The sequence below is a fragment of the Salinivibrio sp. ML198 genome, from assembly GCF_001996015.1.
In the GTDB taxonomy this organism is placed as follows: Bacteria; Pseudomonadota; Gammaproteobacteria; order Enterobacterales; family Vibrionaceae; genus Salinivibrio; species Salinivibrio siamensis.
On record NZ_MUEZ01000002.1, the window covers coordinates 68,792 to 85,885 of the forward strand.

The window sequence follows — 17,094 nt, forward strand, 5'->3', positions numbered from 1 at the left end:
TTTTTACTGAATGGAACTAAACCGCTTATTGATTGGCTTTAGCAAACTTTGAAAGCAAGCCATTGGCGCGCTCAACTGCTTCATCCAGCGCTTCTTGAGCCGATTGATCGCCGGACCATACGGTCTCAAGCTCTTCGTTAATCACATCACGGATTTGAACGAAATTACCTAAGCGGATCCCTTTAGAGGCAGGCGTTGGCTCGACCTCGGTCATTTGTTTAATCGCGACGTCTGTGCCTGGGTTTTGAGCATAAAAGCCTTGCTTCTTGCTTAGCTCATAGGCTTCGTGGGTAATGGGCAAGTAACCGGTGAACTGGTGCCAGTCCGCTTGGATTTCAGGTTGAGACAAGAAGGAGAAGAACTGGGCGACGCCCTTGTACTCTTCTGACTCGTGGCCTTGTAGAACCCAAAGCGTGGCCCCGCCGATGATGGTATTTCTTGGCTGCTCAACGGCTTTATCCCAGTAAGGCAGCTTGGCAACGCCAAACTCGAAATCTTTTACGCTTTCGCGCACACCAGCGTAAGACGCTGAAGAGTTCATGTACATGGCACATTCACCACTGTAAAACAGCGGCGCACTGTCAGAGCGGCGGCCTCCATATTCAAAAATGCCAGCCTGTTGCCAATCCGCCATTTTGGCAATGTGATCCACAAATGGAGACTGGTTAATTAGCATCTTGTTATCGACACTGCCAAAGCCATTGTCATTGGTGGCAATGGGCGCATTGTGGCGAGCACCGAGGTTTTCAATTTGTACCCAAGACTGCCAGCCAGTCGTGAAGCCGCACTGAGCGCCATTGGCAAGCAGTTTCTCAGACACTTGCTCAACTTCTTCCCAGGTTTTGGGAGGGTTAACGCCAGCTTTAGCAAACAGATCTTTGTTGTAATACAGCACGGGCGTTGAGCTATTAAATGGCATCGACAGCATATTCCCGTCTTCGTCTGAATAATAACCCGTCACAGAAGAGAGGTAGTCAGATTGGTCAAACGGGACGTTCGCGTTTTCCATTAGCTCATAAACCGGGTATACCGCCCCTTTTGCTGACATCATTGTCGCGGTGCCTACTTCAAACACCTGGACGATATGAGGTTGCTTGTTGGCGCGGAATGCCGACACAGCGCCTGTCATGGTTTCGGTGTAGTTACCCTTGTAGACGGGTTTGACGGAATAGTCATCCTGACTGGCATTAAACTTCTCAGCAATTTCATTCACTTTTTCGCCAAGGTTTCCGCCCATTGCGTGCCACCATTCAATTTCGGTTGTCGCGTTGGCAGAAAAAGAGGCCAGCAACAGGGCCGAAGAAAGCGCGGTTAAGCGTTGGGTTTTCATGCGTCACTCCTTTTGAGGATGGGGTAATGTTCATTCGGCAACTTAATGAACAAAAATGAACATAATATGAACCCAAACGAAAAGGGAGATGACAATTGTATGACTTTTGACCACGGTCGCATGATATGTGAAAAATTGTTAATTAGAGCGTGTTTTGATGATGAAAATCCTGCAAGCGCAAAGATTTACTCGTAAACACTCTGTCATATTTACACGAGACAATGCGGCTCGCGCTGTCCTACAATACCCAAATAACTGATTGAGATGAGACTGTTCAAATGAAAATCGCGCCACAGCAATTATGTGGGCATCGAGGTGTCGCTGCTCATGCTCCTGAGAACACGTTAACGTCTATTGCAAAGGTGCGAGAGATGGGGTTAAGTTGGGTCGAGGTCGATGTGCAACTGACCCAAGACGGTGTTCCCGTGGTGTTTCATGACCATAGCTTACAACGGTGCACCAATGGTGCAGGGGCGTTAAAAGACACCGCCTTGGCCGATTTACAGCAGCTCGATGCAGGTGGGTACTTTTCGCCAAAGTTTGGGTATGAAAGGGTACCCACGCTCATGGCCGTTTTAGCCCAAGCGCACCGCGATGCGCTTCATATCAACCTTGAGATCAAAACTTACCCGGATAGCGATATACCTGCCTTGTGCCGCGCGATATTTGCTTGCTTGTCGGCAAGCCCTATCAGCACCGAGAAGGTATTAGTCTCATCTTTTTCTCTTGAGGCACTCGCGATTGTTCGTGATGAAATGCCTGAGTTAGCGCGGGCGATTTTATGGGAAACGATCCCTGATAATTGGCGTGATTTCCGGGACTTAGCCACGTTTAGCATTCACTGCAACTATCGCCACCTCACCCAAGAGAAAGCCAAAGCCGTTAAAGATTCAGGTTTAGCGCTTAAGTGTTATACCCCTAATAAGCCTGTTGAGGTCGAAGCCTTGTGGGGTTGGGGCGTAGACATGATGATCACCGACGACCCAAGTAAATACTTAGCACACCCTTACTGACACGGAGTCAACCGAATCGTTAGGTGAGCGGTCGATAATGTCATACAACAAGGAGCTTATGTGTCACAAGAGGCAGAGTTAAATTGGCGCCAGCGCGAAATATTAGCGCAATTAGCAAAAACAGAGCACCTAGAAACGGATGATTTGGCCACGCAGTTTTCGGTCACGACGCAGACTATTCGTCGTGATATTAATCAGCTCTGTGCGCTTGGCTTAGCTCGGCGTCACCATGGCGGCATTAATATGCCCTCTGCGCATGTCAATAGCGATTACCAACGTCGTTTGCAAAGGCACAGTGGCGTTAAAACGGCGATTGCACGCGCGGTGGCCGAGCACATTCCTGAGGGGGCGACCGTGATGCTCGGGATAGGGACCACGGTTTCTGCGATTGCTGAGCAGCTATTAACAAGGCGCGACCTTCGCGTAATCACCAATAACGTTCAGATCGCGCATATTCTGGGGGCTAATCCCGACCTCGATATTTGGCTGGCAGGAGGGAAGCTGCGCGCCAATGACCAAGATATGGTTGGACACTCGGTGCTTCAGTTCCTGTCGCGTTTCCAACCGGATATCGCCATTATCGGCTGTGCGGCAGTCAATGAAGAGGGATGGGTGTGTGAGTTTTCCCCCGATGAAGCTGATGTCAGTGACACCATGCTTAGTGCAGCGAGTGCAAGATGGTTGGTGGCAGATGGGTCAAAGTGGCAGCGCAGTGCGCCGGTGAAAGTGACAACGTTAAGTCAGTTTGATTATGTGTTCACCAACGATGTATTGAGCAACTACTCGACGCTGCCGGCAGATATTGCTTTTATTCCTTGTGACTCGCACGATCTCGGCCCCACGCAAGCGCCAACTGCCAATTGAGAAGGGCTGGCTAAGTCTGTGTGATGAAAAAGCCTGCATGACGACCGTCAAGCTTGCGCGGATAATATAGCGCGATACAGTGCCTCGGTGGCTTCACGCGGCGTTTGCTCAGGGTTGTAGAAGAACTCATTAATCACGTCGAACACCGCGCTTTGTACATAACGTGTGGTGGAAAGGCCGTGTGACATGCTGGGGCTTAAGGTGCCATTCTCTTGCGCGTAAGTAAACGCATCACGTGATTGTTGTGCGCACCGGTCTCCCTTGGGGAGGGGCACATCAAATCGGATAGGTAACGAGCCTTTGTAACGGTTAAAGTCACGCTGGAACTGTGGTGTGAGGAGGTACGAGGCCATGTCTGTTTGGCTTTGTCGCTCACTTTGGCTATTGGGCTTGAAAAATACAAAGCTGTCGACATTGTAACTAAAGGCTTTTTTCGTCCCAGGGAAGGCGACACAGGTAAAGGCTTTGCCTTCTTGCTGGTTGGCGGCAAAAAACTCCCCTTTGGCCCAATCACCCATCACTTGCATCCCCGCCTGGTTATCAATGAGTAGACGAGTGGTATCGCTCCAGTTGCGTCCTTGACCCGAGTCATCCACATATTGGCGCATCTTCGCCAGCAGGGTAAAGGCTTTGACCACATCGTCACTAAGGAGTGCTTGGCGATCAAAGTCTAAAAAGGCACGTTGGTAATCTTGTGGCCCCAGTACTGATAGCGCCAGACTGTCGAAAAGCGTCGCGACTTGCCATGGCTCCCCTCCCAACGCGAGTGGGATATAGCCTGCTTGCTGCAGTTTATCGGCGGCAGCAAAAAAGCTATCAAAGTCGGTAGGGATGTCGGCATTGGCTGCTTCAAAGGCGCGTAAGTTGACCCACAGCCAATTTACGCGGTGAATATTGATGGGCGCCGCCACATAGTTACCTTGGTACTGCATGACATCACGTAGTGGGGCAGGGATTTTATCTTCCCAACTTTCCGCTTCAGCAATCTCATTGAGGTTGCGTAAAAAGCCTAAACGGGCCCATTCGGTGATCTCCGGCCCTTTGATTTGTGCCGCAAGGGGCGGGTTACCACTGATGGCACGGATCCTCAAAGTGTTCATCGCGCTTATCCCTGCGCGGCCACCGACCGCGAAGTCTTGCCATTGATGGCCTTGTTGCTCAACGCCTTCTCGCAAGACAGAGGCGGCTTTGGCTTCACCTGCTGATGTCCACCAGTGTAAAACTTCAACATCACTCGCGGACACTGCAAGGCTATAGGTGGCAAGCATGCCACCGATGATCCATTGAGAGAGGTATCTATTTAAGCGTGTTAAACGTGCCATTATTCTTCTACCCGAGGAAAACTGATATCAACTTGCAGGCCGCCTTCACTGCGGTTACTGAGCACCATATCCCCGCCATGCGCGTGGATGATATCGCGCGCAATCCCTAAACCGAGCCCCGAACCGTCGTTATCATCATGTAAGCGTACATAAGGGTCAAACACCGAGTCGAGCTCTTGCTCAGGAATGCCTGGCCCCTCGTCAATCAGGGTAATATCTAACGTGTGTTTTGCGTCCATCACATAAATCGTCACCTTATCGCCGTATTTCACACCATTATCAATTAAATTGGATAAGCAGCGTTTGAAGGCGAGTGGCTTACACGTAAACGGAGGTACTGCGTCGCTTTCAATACTGACTCGAATACGGTTTTGGTTGTGTGGTTCGACAATCATCGCTAAGAAATCAATGACATCAATAGCCGCCATGTTCTCATGGATATCGGTGTCTCTGACCGTTTGTACGGCACCTTTAACCATAATTTCAAGATCATCTAAATCTTTATTGAGCTTCGCTGTTTGCACGTCGTCATCAATTAATTCGGCCCGTAAACGTAAGCGGGTGATAGGCGTTTTTAAATCATGCGACATGGAGCGGAATAAGGTTTCGCGCTCACGTAGGTGACGTTGTAGGCGACGCTGCATACGGTTAAACGCCCGTGTCACAATGGCGATTTCTGCCGCGCCTTCCTCCTTCAGGGGAGGTTGCTCAATGTCGGTGCTAAACAAGTTCGCTGCTTTGGCCAGACGTTTTAAGGGGCGTGCTTGCTGACGAATCAAGGTGTAAGTAAAGAACAGTAATAGCGCAGTGATCACCACGATAAAGACCACTTGATCGGCGGTAATCAAGGTATCATCGAGCGTGACATAGGGCGCGGGTAACAATGCAGCGATATAGATCCACTCATCTTTTTTCAGCTCCATTTGTACCACCAAAATGGGGGGATTTAATGGCTCTAAACTTAACGTGTGATGTGCCCAAGATTTGGGCAAGTCTTGCAATAAAATGTCGTTGTTGAGCACGCGTAAGGTTTCAGGGCGCGAAAAGTCAACATCAATGGTATTCAATGACGGGAGCTGCTCGTGGAGAATGCCTGATACGGTACGGGTGGCGACCTTTTTCGCCTGTGTCTCTTCAATAGGCGTGATTTGGATTTTTTCTTTGTTAAAGGAGACAAAAAACCGTGTCCCGCCCATGTTACGTAATTGATTAAGCGCCACATGCCGATAAGCAACGGGCAACGATTGAAAGAAGGTGGTGGTTGAGGCAAACATGTTAGCTAAACTCGCCGACGCCGCCTCTAGCCCCGCAAGCTGGGTTCGTTTTGATTGGGTATACCAAATTGAGGTGGCAATGCCCTGCGCCAATACCACGGATAACAAGGTCAGCAGCAAGGTGCGTGATAGCAAAGAGCGAGGGATCAGCTTTTCTAGCCATTCATGATTCATATTGGATCTCAGCGACAAACATATAACCCGCACCACGCACAGTTTTAATCAAGTTCGCTTTGCCTGTGTCACGTAAGCGCTGGCGTAAGCGGCTAACTTGTACATCGATGCCACGTTCTTGTGCCTGTGCATCGCGGCCGCGCGTCGCTTGGCTAATCGCATTACGATCGAGCAACTGGTGTGGGTGATCGATAAACAGCATCAGCAGGGCATAATCAGACGCCGACAACTCTATCTCCATGCCGGTGACAACCTGGTGCAATTGCTGGGTGGCAGGCTCTAGGCGCCACTGGCCAAACCGAATCGCTTTAGGTCGGGACAGCGTGGTCTCCTGCAATTGCTGGGTGCGACGTAATAATGCACGAATACGGGCGATCAATTGGCGTGGACTAAAGGGCTTGGCGATATAATCATCGGCGCCTAGCTCTAGCCCAACAATTTGATCCGTTTCGTCTGATACAGCGGTGAGCATGATGATAGGCACACTCGAATCTTTACGAATACTTTTGCATAGCGTAAAGCCATCATCCCCTGGGAGCATCACGTCGAGTAAAATTAAATCCGGGTATTGGACAGCCAGCTTAGTTTGCATCTCATGACCGTTTTGCGCGGTCATCACTTCGTAACCGGCTTTGGTGAGATAAGCTTGGAGAAGCTCACGGATTTCGACATCGTCGTCGACCACTAAGATGCGTTTGGCTGAAGCCATATCGCCATTGTCCTCGTTGCTAAAGTCAGTTCCTCCATTATCGGTGCTTTATCGTTGAGATGCTACAAACAAAGCCGCACTTTGTGTAATTAATCAGCGACTTGTTGATAACCGTTTTGGTGATGATGTCAGAGCAGACACCCAGGAGGGGGAAAGGTATAAAAAGGCAGATAGTTCATCGCTTGACGACGCGAGATCGTGAAAAAGACAAAGCCCTCCATTAAGAGGGCTTTGGTTGACATCACAGTGTGTTATGAACCGTGACGAGCTATTCGCTATTGCTGTGCATCGCTTTGCGAATACACAAGGCCGCGCCACCCCAAGTGACGGCAAAGCCGATAAGCATCATGATGATTGCGCCTGTTGTCATGCGTCTGTCTCCATATCGCGAGCAGGGGTCGTGGTGCTATTAACGATAATACCAACCACCAGCATGGCAGCGACCAAGCCCCAACCCAGGGTCAGTAATTCGAATTGTGCGTAACCGCCGTAGCCTTCGTTGAAGGTGTCAATCAGGTTTTTCACCAAGATCACCGCCAGCATAATGGGGCTGATAAAGCGGATACAAATTTCCATCCACTGACCCACGCTGAATTCAGAGACACGGTTAACATACTGACGGATGTCTGACAGTTTAACTAGCCAGCCGACCAGCAGCAGTTCAAGCAAACAGCTTGTGAGCAGTGCAACGTTGTTAACAAAGTAATCAACCAAGTCAAGCAGCAATAGACCGCCGTTGGTAGCGAACGCCATTGATACGACAAAGCCCACACCACATACGGCTGTCGCCGCTTTTTGACGAGTCACATTGAGCTTATCCATAATTGACGACGTCACGGCTTCAATGATGGAAATGTGCGAACTCAAGCCAGCAACAACCAATGCGAGGAAGAACAATGGACCAAGAATATAAGGGATAGGGAGCAAATTAATCGCAGCAGGTAGCGTGACAAACGCTAGGCCAACGCCCCCGCTGACGACATCGGTGATCCCTTTGCTTTGTTCCGCCGCCATATAGCCAAGAATCGAGAAGATCAGCACGCCGGCAACAATTGAGAAGCCACAGTTGATCAATACCGTCATCAAAGCATTGTTGTTGACGTCGGACTTTTCTGGCAAGTAGCTAGAATAAGCAAGCATGATGGCGAAGCCCACCGACAGCGTGAAGAAGATCTGCCCATAAGCGGCGGACCACACACTGGCATCGGCCAATTTGCTAAAGTCAGGCGAGAACAGATAGTTCAAACCATCCAGTGCCCCTGGCAACATCACCACACGGCCAATGAGTAACAACACCATGATAAACAGCAAAGGCATCATGATTTTGCTGGCTTTTTCGATGCCGCCTTTTACGCCACGGAAAACGGCTGCATAGGTGATGGCCCAAGCAATGATCATTGGAATCGCGATGTGCCACTGCCAATCACCCAAGCTGGTGGGAGAGTTTTCCCCCAATTTTAGGTAATCGGAGAAGAAGAAGGCGTTGGTGTCTGTGCCCCAATCTTGGCCAAACGAAAAGCCAAAGTATGAAATGGCCCAGCCAATAACGGCGACGTAGTAAATCCCGATGGTTGCCGCGATTAAAACTTGAAACCACCCCAGCCATTCAAATTTGGTATTGAGCTTAGAAAACACCACGGGCGATGAGCCGCGCAGTTTTTTCCCTAGCCCAAATTCCATAATCATAAATGGAATACCCGCGGTGAGCATGGCGAAAAGGTATGGAATAAAAAAGGCACCGCCACCGTTCTCATAGGCCATGTAAGGGAAGCGCCAAATATTCCCTAGGCCGACTGCTGACCCCACGGCAGCCAGGATAAACCCAGCGCGTGAGCCCCATTGTTCTCTTTTCATATCTACTTACTCCTTTGCGAATCGCCTTTCTTTACGCCCATCCAAATATGCAGTGTTGTGAGGCTGCGTTTTTTGGCCGATATGAAAGAAATAGCACATTCCCGCAATATTGATTTTTAACTTCCTGTTGCCCGAATGTTGAATTTTTTATCTAAAGCGGGCAGTCATTGCACATTAAGCACAGCGTGAGGCTAAATCAATAGCCATAAAACCAACAAGTTAGCAAAAAAATGGGGGTTAACCTGCTATTGGTAGAGTGAGGTAGATATAAATCATGTTTTGTTAACCTTATGTAGTGATAAAAACTATTATAATTATCAATAAGTGGTGATTAATGGTTATTTTTGTTCGCTCGTCAATTGATGAAAAAAACAACGCCAAGACGTGTTGAACGCGTGCCACAGCGCCAGAAAACATGATCTCATTAGCAGAATTTTAGACAACAAAGACGCACACTAAATGTGGTTTATACTTGTTATAGCAGCGTTATCACCTAGGAGGACATCATGAATACGACACTCACTTATGCACTGGTCACGACTGCCTGCGCACTCGGCCTTATTTTTACGTTTGCCGCCGTGGCGGTAATGGCATAGACAACACTTGGTTCGGTGGCTTCCGGTTTGATGACGATGCCACGGCACGGTAGTGCTAGCACAGTGTCACACGACGCGTTAAACTGTGAGACTTAGCTAATTAAAAATAGTCAATAAAACATAAGCATAACGCTAAATGTGATGGTAAGGGGCGAACGTGGTAGAAACCAATCAAGCCGTGCAGCCCACGGTGTTGACCGACAACGCGCTGACCGCTGGCGCACAGAGCGGGACTCACGCGCGGCCGCAGCGCATAGCCCTTGTGCTTCAAGGGGGCGGACAACGAGGTATTTTTACAGCCGGTGTGCTGGATGCGTTTTTAACCCACCGATTTGACCCCTTTGAGCTTTATTTTGGTACATCGGCGGGGGCGCTCAATATGAGTGCCTATGTCTGCCAACAGTACCAATATGGTTACCGCTTTATTACCCAACTCACCACGCAGGAGCGTTTCTTCCATTTAATGAAGTATGTTCGCCGGCAGCATTACATGGACTTGGATTGGGCGTTAGACACGGCGTTACCTGGTAAAGAAACGGCTCTGGATATGGAAGCGGCGCGGCACCATCTGCAAAACCGTTATGCTTATGCATGCGCGACTGACACAGATACGCTGCAACCAGCCTTCTTCTCACTGACAGAAGACACCTGGCCAGATGCCCTGAAAGCGACCTGTGCGATTCCGCTGCTTTATCCGCACCCGGTGAACATCGGTGAGCACCGTTATGTGGACGGTGGGGTAACAGCGGCGATCCCGGCAAAAGAAGCGTTTGCGCGCGGGGCGGATATTATCGTCGTGGTTCGCACTGAGCCAGTGGTTGAACAAGATAAACGTGATGATGAAAACCGGCGCTTTCTTGAAACACTACGCGAACGCTTTGAGGCGAAGAGGCCGCAATTTAAGCTCTCCGACTATTTATCAAACTTTGAGTCCAAATATCGACTCGCACGCTTTGAAACCTTCCAGAAAGAGCTCAGTAAGCAAATCGGTGAACTGTCAGATCGCTATAAGTCCAGCCGCGAGCAATTGGTTAATCGTGTGCGCGACAGTATGAAAGAGAAAGCGATGCAAAATGGTGGTCGTTGGCTTTTTGGTGGCGACACGATTTATCGGCTCCAGTCTTTATCCGGCAAGCCGCTAAACACCGAAATGCTTAAGATGCTGACGACGCATTATCAAAGCTATCAAAGTGAACTGCAATTTTTGGCGTCACCGCCTGCGCGTGCTCAGATAGTGCAAATTGCGCCAAGCGCTCCGTTGCAAAGTAGTGCCTTACTGAGTAAGCCGGAGGCATTGGAAGCCGATTATCAGCTAGGGGTCTCGCTGGGGAACCAATTCTTACGTGAATACGGTGACTCGCTGGTTTCTATGTCGACTGTAGATAACCCTAGCTTTGAGCCAACGTCAGTAAGAATGCCGCATCAAGGGTAGAGCCGATGACAGAATTTGAAAAAATGCAACGTGGCTTGCCTTATTGTCCTGCGGATGAAGAGCTGACTTTGTTTCGATATGCCGCGCGCCGACTTTGCCAACAGTTTAACCGGCTCGATCCTGAAGATGCGGCCAGTTTAGCGGTGGTAACCACCAAGCTATTCGCCCGTGTTGGCGATAACGTTGAAATTGACGCGCCTTTCTTTTGCCATTACGGGATGAATATTCATCTTGGCAACAATGTTAGCGTCGGTCCAAATTGCACCATTTTAGACGGGGCGCATGTCAGTATTGGCGATAACGTGAGTATTGGCCCCAACGTTGGGATCTATACCACGCGTCATCGCGTATTACCGCTAGACATTGCCCGCGGTGAATGTGAGTCCTCTCAGGATGTCATCATCGGTAATAACGTTATCATCGAGGGAAATACCGTGATAAAAGCAGGCACGGCAATCGGTGAAGGGGTAGTGATTGAAGCCGGATCAGTGGTTGATACGGATATCGAACCTTTTTCTATTGTGGCTGGCAATCCGGCTGCGGTGGTACGGCGTTTGCAGTGATGAGGATAGAGACAAGGTGACAGATACCTCCCAATACGATTTTATCGCATCCTCCCGATAAATGTTATAATATAACATTTTTGAATTGGCATACTGATGTGGGTGTAGTAATGTTAGCGCCCTCAATCGGGTATCAGCAGTAAGAGATAGACGCAGAATGGTTAAAGTTAGGGCCCGAGTGCCGTTGAAAGTCGGGGTGGGAAGCCAGATCCCAGCAGAGATCCTTTCCTTCCATGGTTTAGAGTCTGAGCAAGAGCACGTCGCGCTAATTTTCCAACAAGCCGATAAGAAAGCCGATCCGCCTTTGGTTCGCATGCATTCCGAGTGTTTAACCGGTGATGTTTTCCATTCCTCTCGATGCGATTGTGGCGAGCAGCTTGAAGAGACCATCCAAAAGATGGGTGAAGATGGCGGTATTATTCTTTATTTGCGCCAAGAAGGGCGGGGGATAGGGCTGTATAACAAGCTGGATGCCTACAAGTTACAAAGCGAAGGGATGACGACGTATGAAGCGAACAACCATTTGGGGTTTGCGGATGATTTGCGTGATTTTGCCGAAGCGGCGCAGATGCTAAAAGCGTTAGACGCTCACTGTATTCGCTTGATCACCAATAACCCCAAAAAGATTGAAGAGCTGCAAGCGGCAGGGGTTACCCTCAAAGAAGTGATTGGCACCAAAGCCCACCTTAAAGACGGCAACCGTAACTATCTTAAGGCAAAGATTGAGCATGGTAAGCACCGTCTCAATATTGAGCAAGATTAAACATTCGTCGCTAAAAATTGGCTAATTTGCCAGCCAGGCAGTGACAATCACTGTCTATATTCGCTACATTATTGCCATTATATCAGTCATTGCTCAAGGACGAGTCATGCGTGTGCAAACATGGCATTATCTCTTTCCCCCATTGCCTCCCGTGGCGATGCTCATTGCGATTGCAATTGGTTTATCACTGAGCCATTTCTTTCCTTTTTCGCTGGTACTGGGTGCCCCGATGTGGGCTGCCTTGCCTCTGGGGTTAGCCGTGGGGTTATTAGCCGCCGCTAAATGGGCGTTTCATCGCCATCACACCACGCTTGATCCGCTGCAAATGCCCTCAGCGCTGGTGACGACTGGGATCTATCGCTATACCCGCAACCCTATGTATCTGGCGTTGGTACTCATTATCGCCGCAGCTGGGCTTTATTTTAATGCGCTATGGTGCTGGGGGATGATTCCCGCTTTTATGGCCTACCTATCCGCCACATTTATTCCTGCTGAAGAAGCCCGTTTATCACGCCAATGGCCAGATGATTTTGACGCTTATGTAGCTCGTGTCCGACGCTGGCTTTAGGATTAGAAAAACTAATCTTTAATATAATAAAGAATCGGGATCGTTATTCTCAACTCTGATTGCCACACTCTCTCTTAAAGCCTATCATTCGCCTGTCTATCATTAGGTGGCTAGGTGGGCTAGGCCTTTACCCTCAACCTCGATACCTATTTCTTACTTATTTTCGCATAATTATTTTTAGGAGTGCTGGTATGTCCTCGGCAATGCCTATGGGCAAGCTATTGCTATTGATCGTTCTATTAGCGGCTGTTGGGCAAATGACCCAAACCATGTATGTCCCATCCATCGGTGCAATGGCAGACGACTTCGCTGTATCACCCGCTTGGTTACAAGCGGTGATGGCTTGTTATCTTATTCCTTATGGTTTATCGCAGTTTGTCTATGGCCCTGTCTCCGATCGCATCGGTCGTAAGCCGGTTATTTTGTTTGGGTTGGCATTGTTTTTAGTCGGGACGGCTATCACCTTGTTGGCCACCTCCTTTGCCGTATTTTTACTGGGCAGTATGGTTCAAGGCGCGGGCATTGGCTGCGGCGGCGCCATGGCGCGCACCTTAACCCGAGATTGTTTTTCCGGGGCCAAACTGCACCGCGCCAATAGCCTAGTTAGTATGGGACTGATCTTTTCTCCCTTAGTGGCTCCGCTTCTAGGAGGAGGGTTAACCGAGGCCCTACATTGGCGTGCCAGCTACTTCTTTTTATTGTTACTCGGTGTCTTGGTTTATACAGTCATGGCTTGGCGGTTTAGCGAGACTTTGCCTGCCGATTTACGCCAACCTGGTCATTTTGGTGCGCGCTATCGTCATGTTATGCGATCACATCAATTTAAAGGGTATTTGCTGTGCTTAATTACCGTTTTTTCCGGTGTATCTTTATTCGAGGCGGCGGCAGGTGTGATCATGTCAGATGCGTTAGCGTTGTCTCCGAGTGTGATCAGTTTGCTGTTTGTTGTCCCTCTGCCGGCATACTTAGTCGGGTCAGGGTTGTCGAGCCGGCTTTCCGAAAGTATGGGGTATTATCCCACCCTGACATTGGGCAGTGTCTTAGCGTTGTTGGGGGCAGGCATCATAGGATTACCCGGTATGCTCGGTGATGTTTCACTCTATGCGTTAGTGGGTGGCGGCTGTGTCTATTTTGCTGGTGCAGGTATTCTCTTTCCGGCAGCCAGTACAGGAGCGATTAGTCCTTTTCCTTACCATGCTGGCACGGCAGGGGCAATTCTTGGCGGCGCGCAAAATCTATTGGCAGGGCTGGTAACACTCGTCGCCAGTAGTTTCGGTGTGGCTAGCCAATTATCATTAGGGGTAATCATGCTGACATTGGCGACGCTGGCAAGCTTGGGACTGGTCATCAGTTATCGCGCTCACGCCCATGATGACGCGGACTCAGTGACCGTACTGTAATCATTCAACCGGTATTATCCAATGAAGTCAGCGCCAGTTCGCATCCACAACGGCAGCACCTATCGCTGCCGTTATTCTGTGGGGCAGGGCTAGTGGATCTGTGTTGGGCTGCGCTTCCACAATAAATGACAGAATTTATTATCTGGGTCTCGGCTGATGAGCATACGAACAAAGACTTCATCTAGCACCTCAGCGCCAGCTATACCCATTTGCACCTCGGCACACTGAGATAAGTCAACATCCGCTCCCACATGCTCTGGCCAATCATTGTTTACCTCAACCACCACAGCGCCCCCTTCTTCTTCAAAGCGTGATTCATAGAGCATTAAATCGTCGAACTCCAAGTTGTCTGGGGCCGTTTCGGCAAAAATCTCGAACGCGATCTCTAGCACGGTCTCCAAGCTGAGTTGATTCTCTTGCGTCATGGTAAGCTCTCGTTGTCTGTATGTATGCGCATTATACCATGCTGTAAGGGGTATCTCAGCCGCGCCGTATCGGTTGACCTGCACAAAGAGGTATCTAAAGCGTATCCGTGTTTGTCCTCTCAACCGACGGCTCTCATGGTCAAATAGACAACCTCCGGCTAAAATAAAAGCAGACCCACAGTTAGAGCGTTGATTTGTTTATGCAGATGACCAACAATAGCGCGCGTACTCAAACCTGTGTGAAAGTCGTGACTCAGTTGCAATCCAGAAACGCTTATTTACCGGAGCCCGACCGGCGTGCCCCGTTTCAATCTGAATTTATCCCCGTGATGATTAAAGCGGTGAAGCAACTACGTGGCTTGCTCGGCAAGCGGCTTCACAGCGTCTACGTGAGTGGAGATATTGTTTGGCGGCGAGCCGTGGTGAAAGACAGCGTGCTATCGCTGACTGTGGTGTGCCAACACGCCCTGACGCTTGATCAATCGAACGCATTAAACACCTTGCTATGGCGATTAAAAACCAGTCATAGCAAGGTGATCAGTGATTGCCATATCGATATCGTGACCGTGTCACATGTTAGAGATCTCTCACAAGTCTTTCACTGGGGATTCTTTTTTAAACACAGAGCCATTTGCCTCTATGGCCAAGACTTATCGGTTAGTTTTGGTTTGTTTGAAGCCAGCTGGGAGGTGGCGAAGGCGATGAATCCAGATATCTCTGACAAACTCGCGCGTGCCAAACAAAAAATCACCGCCGCTACCACATGGAACACTCAGCTCAATACCGCACAAGCGATTGCAGACACCCTGATACGCGGTGCATTTGGTTTGGTACTTCATAAAGAAGCGCAGTGGAGTGAATCACTCAACGAGTGTGCGGATGCTTTTATTAAACACTACCCGGATAAAAAAATGGCGATTGAGCGACTTTTTATCCTGCTAGAGCGCAAACCGGTAAAAAAACGTGCTGTCATGACCCTCCTCAATGACTTTGGCGATTGGTTGATCAAAGAATATGCGCGCATTGACTTTAAAATTGGTTAACTAGCGTTTGGCAACGATGCTGGCGTTGGACGCTTGAATATTAAGCGTATTCTGTGAGCTAACCCGCCTCATTCCCTACAAGTGAGTAACAGAATCTGATCTTGGTCAATAAAACGGTGTAACAAACTTTTCACAAAAGATGGTTTGTTGAACTATAAAACCACCAGTAGGCATGTGTAATCTGCTTTTAGGGTGTATTTATTCAGTATTTATGACTAAATAGTTATTTACATCCTGTGTATGATTCGATAATCTGCATGCCAGTTAGTCACAGTGAGTGAATAATTAATCAGCAAAGGCGTTGATGCTCGCGGTGAGATAAATAAAAATTCAGGATTCAGACGTATGCAAAAAACTGACACTCTCTCTACGAAGTCACCTTCGATGAGAAATATTCTGATGTTCGCAATCCCATCATTATTGGGGTTGTTCCTTTTTATGACGCCAGTCAGTTTCGGTGACAGCGTCACCATCCCGATTGCGGTAATGGCGAGCAGTGTCTTGGACTTACTAGGTAACAGTGCAACAGCGGTCGTCACTGCCTTAGTGGTGTTGAGTGCCGTCGTTTCAGTGTTGGTTACGCTGACCAAGCCTGCCGTTATCATGCGAAATGGCTTTCTTAATGGTTTGTTTAATGTCTCTCCGGTGTGGCTTGTCACCCGTGTTTTCGGTGCCGCCTTCATCGTAATGGCGTTTTATGGTTTTGGCTCGTCAGTCATCATGGGTGAAACAACGGGGGCCTTTGTGCTCAATGAGCTATTGCCTACCTTGTTATCCGTGTTTATTTTCGCTGGTCTATTACTGCCGCTACTGACAAGTTTCGGCTTGCTCGAGCTGCTTGGTGCTATTTTCACCAAGGTAATGCGTCCGTTATTCGGTCTGCCGGGGCGCTCTGCGGTCGACTGTGCTGCCTCTTGGTTGGGCGATGGCAGCGTCGGTATCTTGATGACCAGTAAACAATATGAGCAAGGTTTTTATACCCAGCGTGAAGCGGCAGTGGTTGGCACGACGTTCTCTGCGGTTTCAATCAGCTTTAGTTTGGTGGTGATAGCGCAAGTCGACTTGATGCACATGTTTGCTTGGTTCTATCTCACCGTCTGTTTAGCTGGGATTGCGGCGGCGATCATCGTTCCTCGTCTTCCTCCTCTGAGCTGGAAAAAAGATGCGCTTATCGATAACTCTGAGCGTGAAACCAATGATGAAGTCCTACCGGCTGGCCACAATACGCTGAGCTATGGACTGCACTGTGCTCTGACACGTGCCGAGAAAATTCGCTCGGTAAGCAGTGTGCTAAAAGAAGGCGTACAAAACGCCGTCGATATGGTGTTAGGTGTGTTGCCAGTTGTGATGGCAATTGGTACGGCGGCGTTGATGGTCGCTGAGTACACCGATGTGTTTAGCATCCTAGGGGCGCCCTTTGTGCCACTGCTTGAACTATTGCATATCCCTGATGCGGTGAAAGCCTCTGAGACCATGGTGATTGGTTTTGCAGACATGTTTATTCCTGCCATTTTAGCCGCAGAAATCGACAGTGAAATGACCCGTTTTGTGATTGCTACGGTATCGGTGACCCAGTTGATTTATATCTCGGAAGTGGGTGCCTTATTACTGGGAAGCAAAATCCCAGTCAAGCTGTGGGAGCTGTTCGTGATCTTTATTTTACGTACGCTAGTCACTCTGCCTGTTATCGCAGGGATTGCTCACCTGATTTTCTAATTAGGCGCTACGCATAAGCCGCTATGCGCGTCCTCCTTACATCATCAA

General features: G+C 49.1%; 16 protein-coding genes. 9 read left to right on the plus strand and 7 right to left on the minus strand.

Annotated features, from left to right (window positions below; genetic code table 11):
• Positions 1–25: 25 nt before the first annotated feature.
• Positions 26–1,330, minus strand: coding sequence for a sn-glycerol-3-phosphate ABC transporter substrate-binding protein UgpB (gene ugpB / locus BZG25_RS01730; protein ID WP_046073294.1), 1,305 nt, complete (start codon positions 1,328–1,330; stop codon positions 26–28).
• Between the two features lie 278 nt (positions 1,331–1,608).
• Here ugpB and BZG25_RS01735 point away from each other — a divergent pair, with 278 nt between their 5' ends.
• Together BZG25_RS01735 and BZG25_RS01740 are read left to right on the plus strand one after the other, a co-directional pair.
• Positions 1,609–2,343, plus strand: coding sequence for a glycerophosphodiester phosphodiesterase family protein (locus BZG25_RS01735; RefSeq protein WP_077577843.1), 735 nt, complete (start codon positions 1,609–1,611; stop codon positions 2,341–2,343).
• A gap of 60 nt (positions 2,344–2,403) precedes the next feature.
• Positions 2,404–3,207: a DeoR/GlpR family DNA-binding transcription regulator gene (locus BZG25_RS01740; RefSeq protein ID WP_077577842.1), complete on the plus strand. Its 804-nt coding sequence runs from the start codon at positions 2,404–2,406 to the stop codon at positions 3,205–3,207.
• Between the two features lie 47 nt (positions 3,208–3,254).
• On the opposite strand, the gene BZG25_RS01745 is transcribed toward BZG25_RS01740, so the two are convergent.
• From BZG25_RS01745 to BZG25_RS01760, 5 genes are all read right to left on the minus strand, one after another.
• The gene (locus tag BZG25_RS01745) at positions 3,255–4,529 is read right to left on the minus strand and encodes an ABC transporter substrate-binding protein (protein ID WP_241828630.1); all 1,275 of its coding nucleotides are present in this window, start codon (positions 4,527–4,529) and stop codon (positions 3,255–3,257) included.
• Positions 4,529–5,977, minus strand: coding sequence for an ATP-binding protein (locus BZG25_RS01750; RefSeq protein ID WP_077577840.1), 1,449 nt, complete (start codon positions 5,975–5,977; stop codon positions 4,529–4,531). The genes BZG25_RS01745 and BZG25_RS01750 overlap by 1 nt, the downstream gene beginning before the upstream one ends.
• Complete coding sequence (locus tag BZG25_RS01755) at positions 5,967–6,686, minus strand: response regulator (RefSeq protein ID WP_046073289.1); 720 nt, start codon at positions 6,684–6,686, stop codon at positions 5,967–5,969. The genes BZG25_RS01750 and BZG25_RS01755 overlap by 11 nt, the downstream gene beginning before the upstream one ends.
• A 268-nt stretch (positions 6,687–6,954) precedes the next feature.
• On the minus strand, positions 6,955–7,056 hold the full coding sequence (locus tag BZG25_RS15870) for a MetS family NSS transporter small subunit (protein ID WP_100297978.1): 102 nt from the start codon (positions 7,054–7,056) through the stop codon (positions 6,955–6,957).
• Entirely contained in the window at positions 7,053–8,540 is a 1,488-nt protein-coding gene (locus BZG25_RS01760) for a sodium-dependent transporter (protein ID WP_046073288.1), read from the minus strand. Before BZG25_RS01760 ends, BZG25_RS15870 begins: the two co-directional genes overlap by 4 nt.
• Positions 8,541–9,293: 753 nt before the next feature.
• On the opposite strand from BZG25_RS01760, the gene BZG25_RS01765 reads away from it, so the two are divergent.
• The 5 genes from BZG25_RS01765 (at position 9,294) to emrD (ending at position 13,862) form a co-directional block, all read left to right on the plus strand.
• Positions 9,294–10,568 carry a patatin family protein gene (locus BZG25_RS01765; RefSeq protein WP_241828631.1) on the plus strand — a complete coding sequence of 425 codons (1,275 nt, stop codon included), beginning with the start codon at positions 9,294–9,296 and terminating at the stop codon, positions 10,566–10,568.
• Between the two features lie 5 nt (positions 10,569–10,573).
• Positions 10,574–11,131, plus strand: a complete 558-nt coding sequence (locus BZG25_RS01770) for a sugar O-acetyltransferase (protein WP_077577839.1) — start codon at positions 10,574–10,576, stop codon at positions 11,129–11,131.
• A 157-nt stretch (positions 11,132–11,288) separates the two neighbouring features.
• Positions 11,289–11,894 (plus strand): GTP cyclohydrolase II, encoded by a 606-nt coding sequence (ribA, locus tag BZG25_RS01775; protein WP_046073286.1) that lies wholly within the window; start codon positions 11,289–11,291, stop codon positions 11,892–11,894.
• A gap of 106 nt (positions 11,895–12,000) precedes the next feature.
• Positions 12,001–12,462, plus strand: coding sequence for an isoprenylcysteine carboxylmethyltransferase family protein (locus BZG25_RS01780; RefSeq protein WP_046073285.1), 462 nt, complete (start codon positions 12,001–12,003; stop codon positions 12,460–12,462).
• Between the two features lie 191 nt (positions 12,463–12,653).
• A complete protein-coding gene (gene emrD / locus BZG25_RS01785; RefSeq protein ID WP_077577838.1) occupies positions 12,654–13,862 on the plus strand; it encodes a multidrug efflux MFS transporter EmrD in 1,209 nt (402 codons plus the stop codon).
• An 89-nt stretch (positions 13,863–13,951) separates the two neighbouring features.
• Here emrD and BZG25_RS01790 read toward each other — a convergent pair whose 3' ends face one another.
• Positions 13,952–14,287: a DUF440 family protein gene (locus tag BZG25_RS01790; RefSeq protein WP_046073283.1), complete on the minus strand. Its 336-nt coding sequence runs from the start codon at positions 14,285–14,287 to the stop codon at positions 13,952–13,954.
• Positions 14,288–14,487: 200 nt separating this feature from the next.
• On the opposite strand from BZG25_RS01790, the gene BZG25_RS01795 reads away from it, so the two are divergent.
• Positions 14,488–15,330 (plus strand): hypothetical protein, encoded by an 843-nt coding sequence (locus tag BZG25_RS01795; protein ID WP_077577837.1) that lies wholly within the window; start codon positions 14,488–14,490, stop codon positions 15,328–15,330.
• A 345-nt stretch (positions 15,331–15,675) separates the two neighbouring features.
• Positions 15,676–17,046, plus strand: coding sequence for a YjiH family protein (locus tag BZG25_RS01800; RefSeq protein ID WP_241828633.1), 1,371 nt, complete (start codon positions 15,676–15,678; stop codon positions 17,044–17,046).
• Positions 17,047–17,094 lie beyond the last annotated feature (48 nt).

Coding starts and splice junctions, on each gene's coding strand:
- ugpB (WP_046073294.1), bottom strand. CDS start 1,330: ATGAAAACCCAACGCTTAACCGCGCTTTCTTCGGCCCTGTTGCTGGCC.
- BZG25_RS01735 (WP_077577843.1), top strand. CDS start 1,609: ATGAAAATCGCGCCACAGCAATTATGTGGGCATCGAGGTGTCGCTGCT.
- BZG25_RS01745 (WP_241828630.1), bottom strand. CDS start 4,529: ATGGCACGTTTAACACGCTTAAATAGATACCTCTCTCAATGGATCATC.
- BZG25_RS01750 (WP_077577840.1), bottom strand. CDS start 5,977: ATGAATCATGAATGGCTAGAAAAGCTGATCCCTCGCTCTTTGCTATCA.
- BZG25_RS01755 (WP_046073289.1), bottom strand. CDS start 6,686: ATGGCTTCAGCCAAACGCATCTTAGTGGTCGACGACGATGTCGAAATC.
- BZG25_RS15870 (WP_100297978.1), bottom strand. CDS start 7,056: ATGACAACAGGCGCAATCATCATGATGCTTATCGGCTTTGCCGTCACT.
- BZG25_RS01760 (WP_046073288.1), bottom strand. CDS start 8,540: ATGAAAAGAGAACAATGGGGCTCACGCGCTGGGTTTATCCTGGCTGCC.
- BZG25_RS01770 (WP_077577839.1), top strand. CDS start 10,574: ATGACAGAATTTGAAAAAATGCAACGTGGCTTGCCTTATTGTCCTGCG.
- ribA (WP_046073286.1), top strand. CDS start 11,289: ATGGTTAAAGTTAGGGCCCGAGTGCCGTTGAAAGTCGGGGTGGGAAGC.
- BZG25_RS01780 (WP_046073285.1), top strand. CDS start 12,001: ATGCGTGTGCAAACATGGCATTATCTCTTTCCCCCATTGCCTCCCGTG.
- emrD (WP_077577838.1), top strand. CDS start 12,654: ATGTCCTCGGCAATGCCTATGGGCAAGCTATTGCTATTGATCGTTCTA.
- BZG25_RS01790 (WP_046073283.1), bottom strand. CDS start 14,287: ATGACGCAAGAGAATCAACTCAGCTTGGAGACCGTGCTAGAGATCGCG.
- BZG25_RS01795 (WP_077577837.1), top strand. CDS start 14,488: ATGCAGATGACCAACAATAGCGCGCGTACTCAAACCTGTGTGAAAGTC.
- BZG25_RS01800 (WP_241828633.1), top strand. CDS start 15,676: ATGCAAAAAACTGACACTCTCTCTACGAAGTCACCTTCGATGAGAAAT.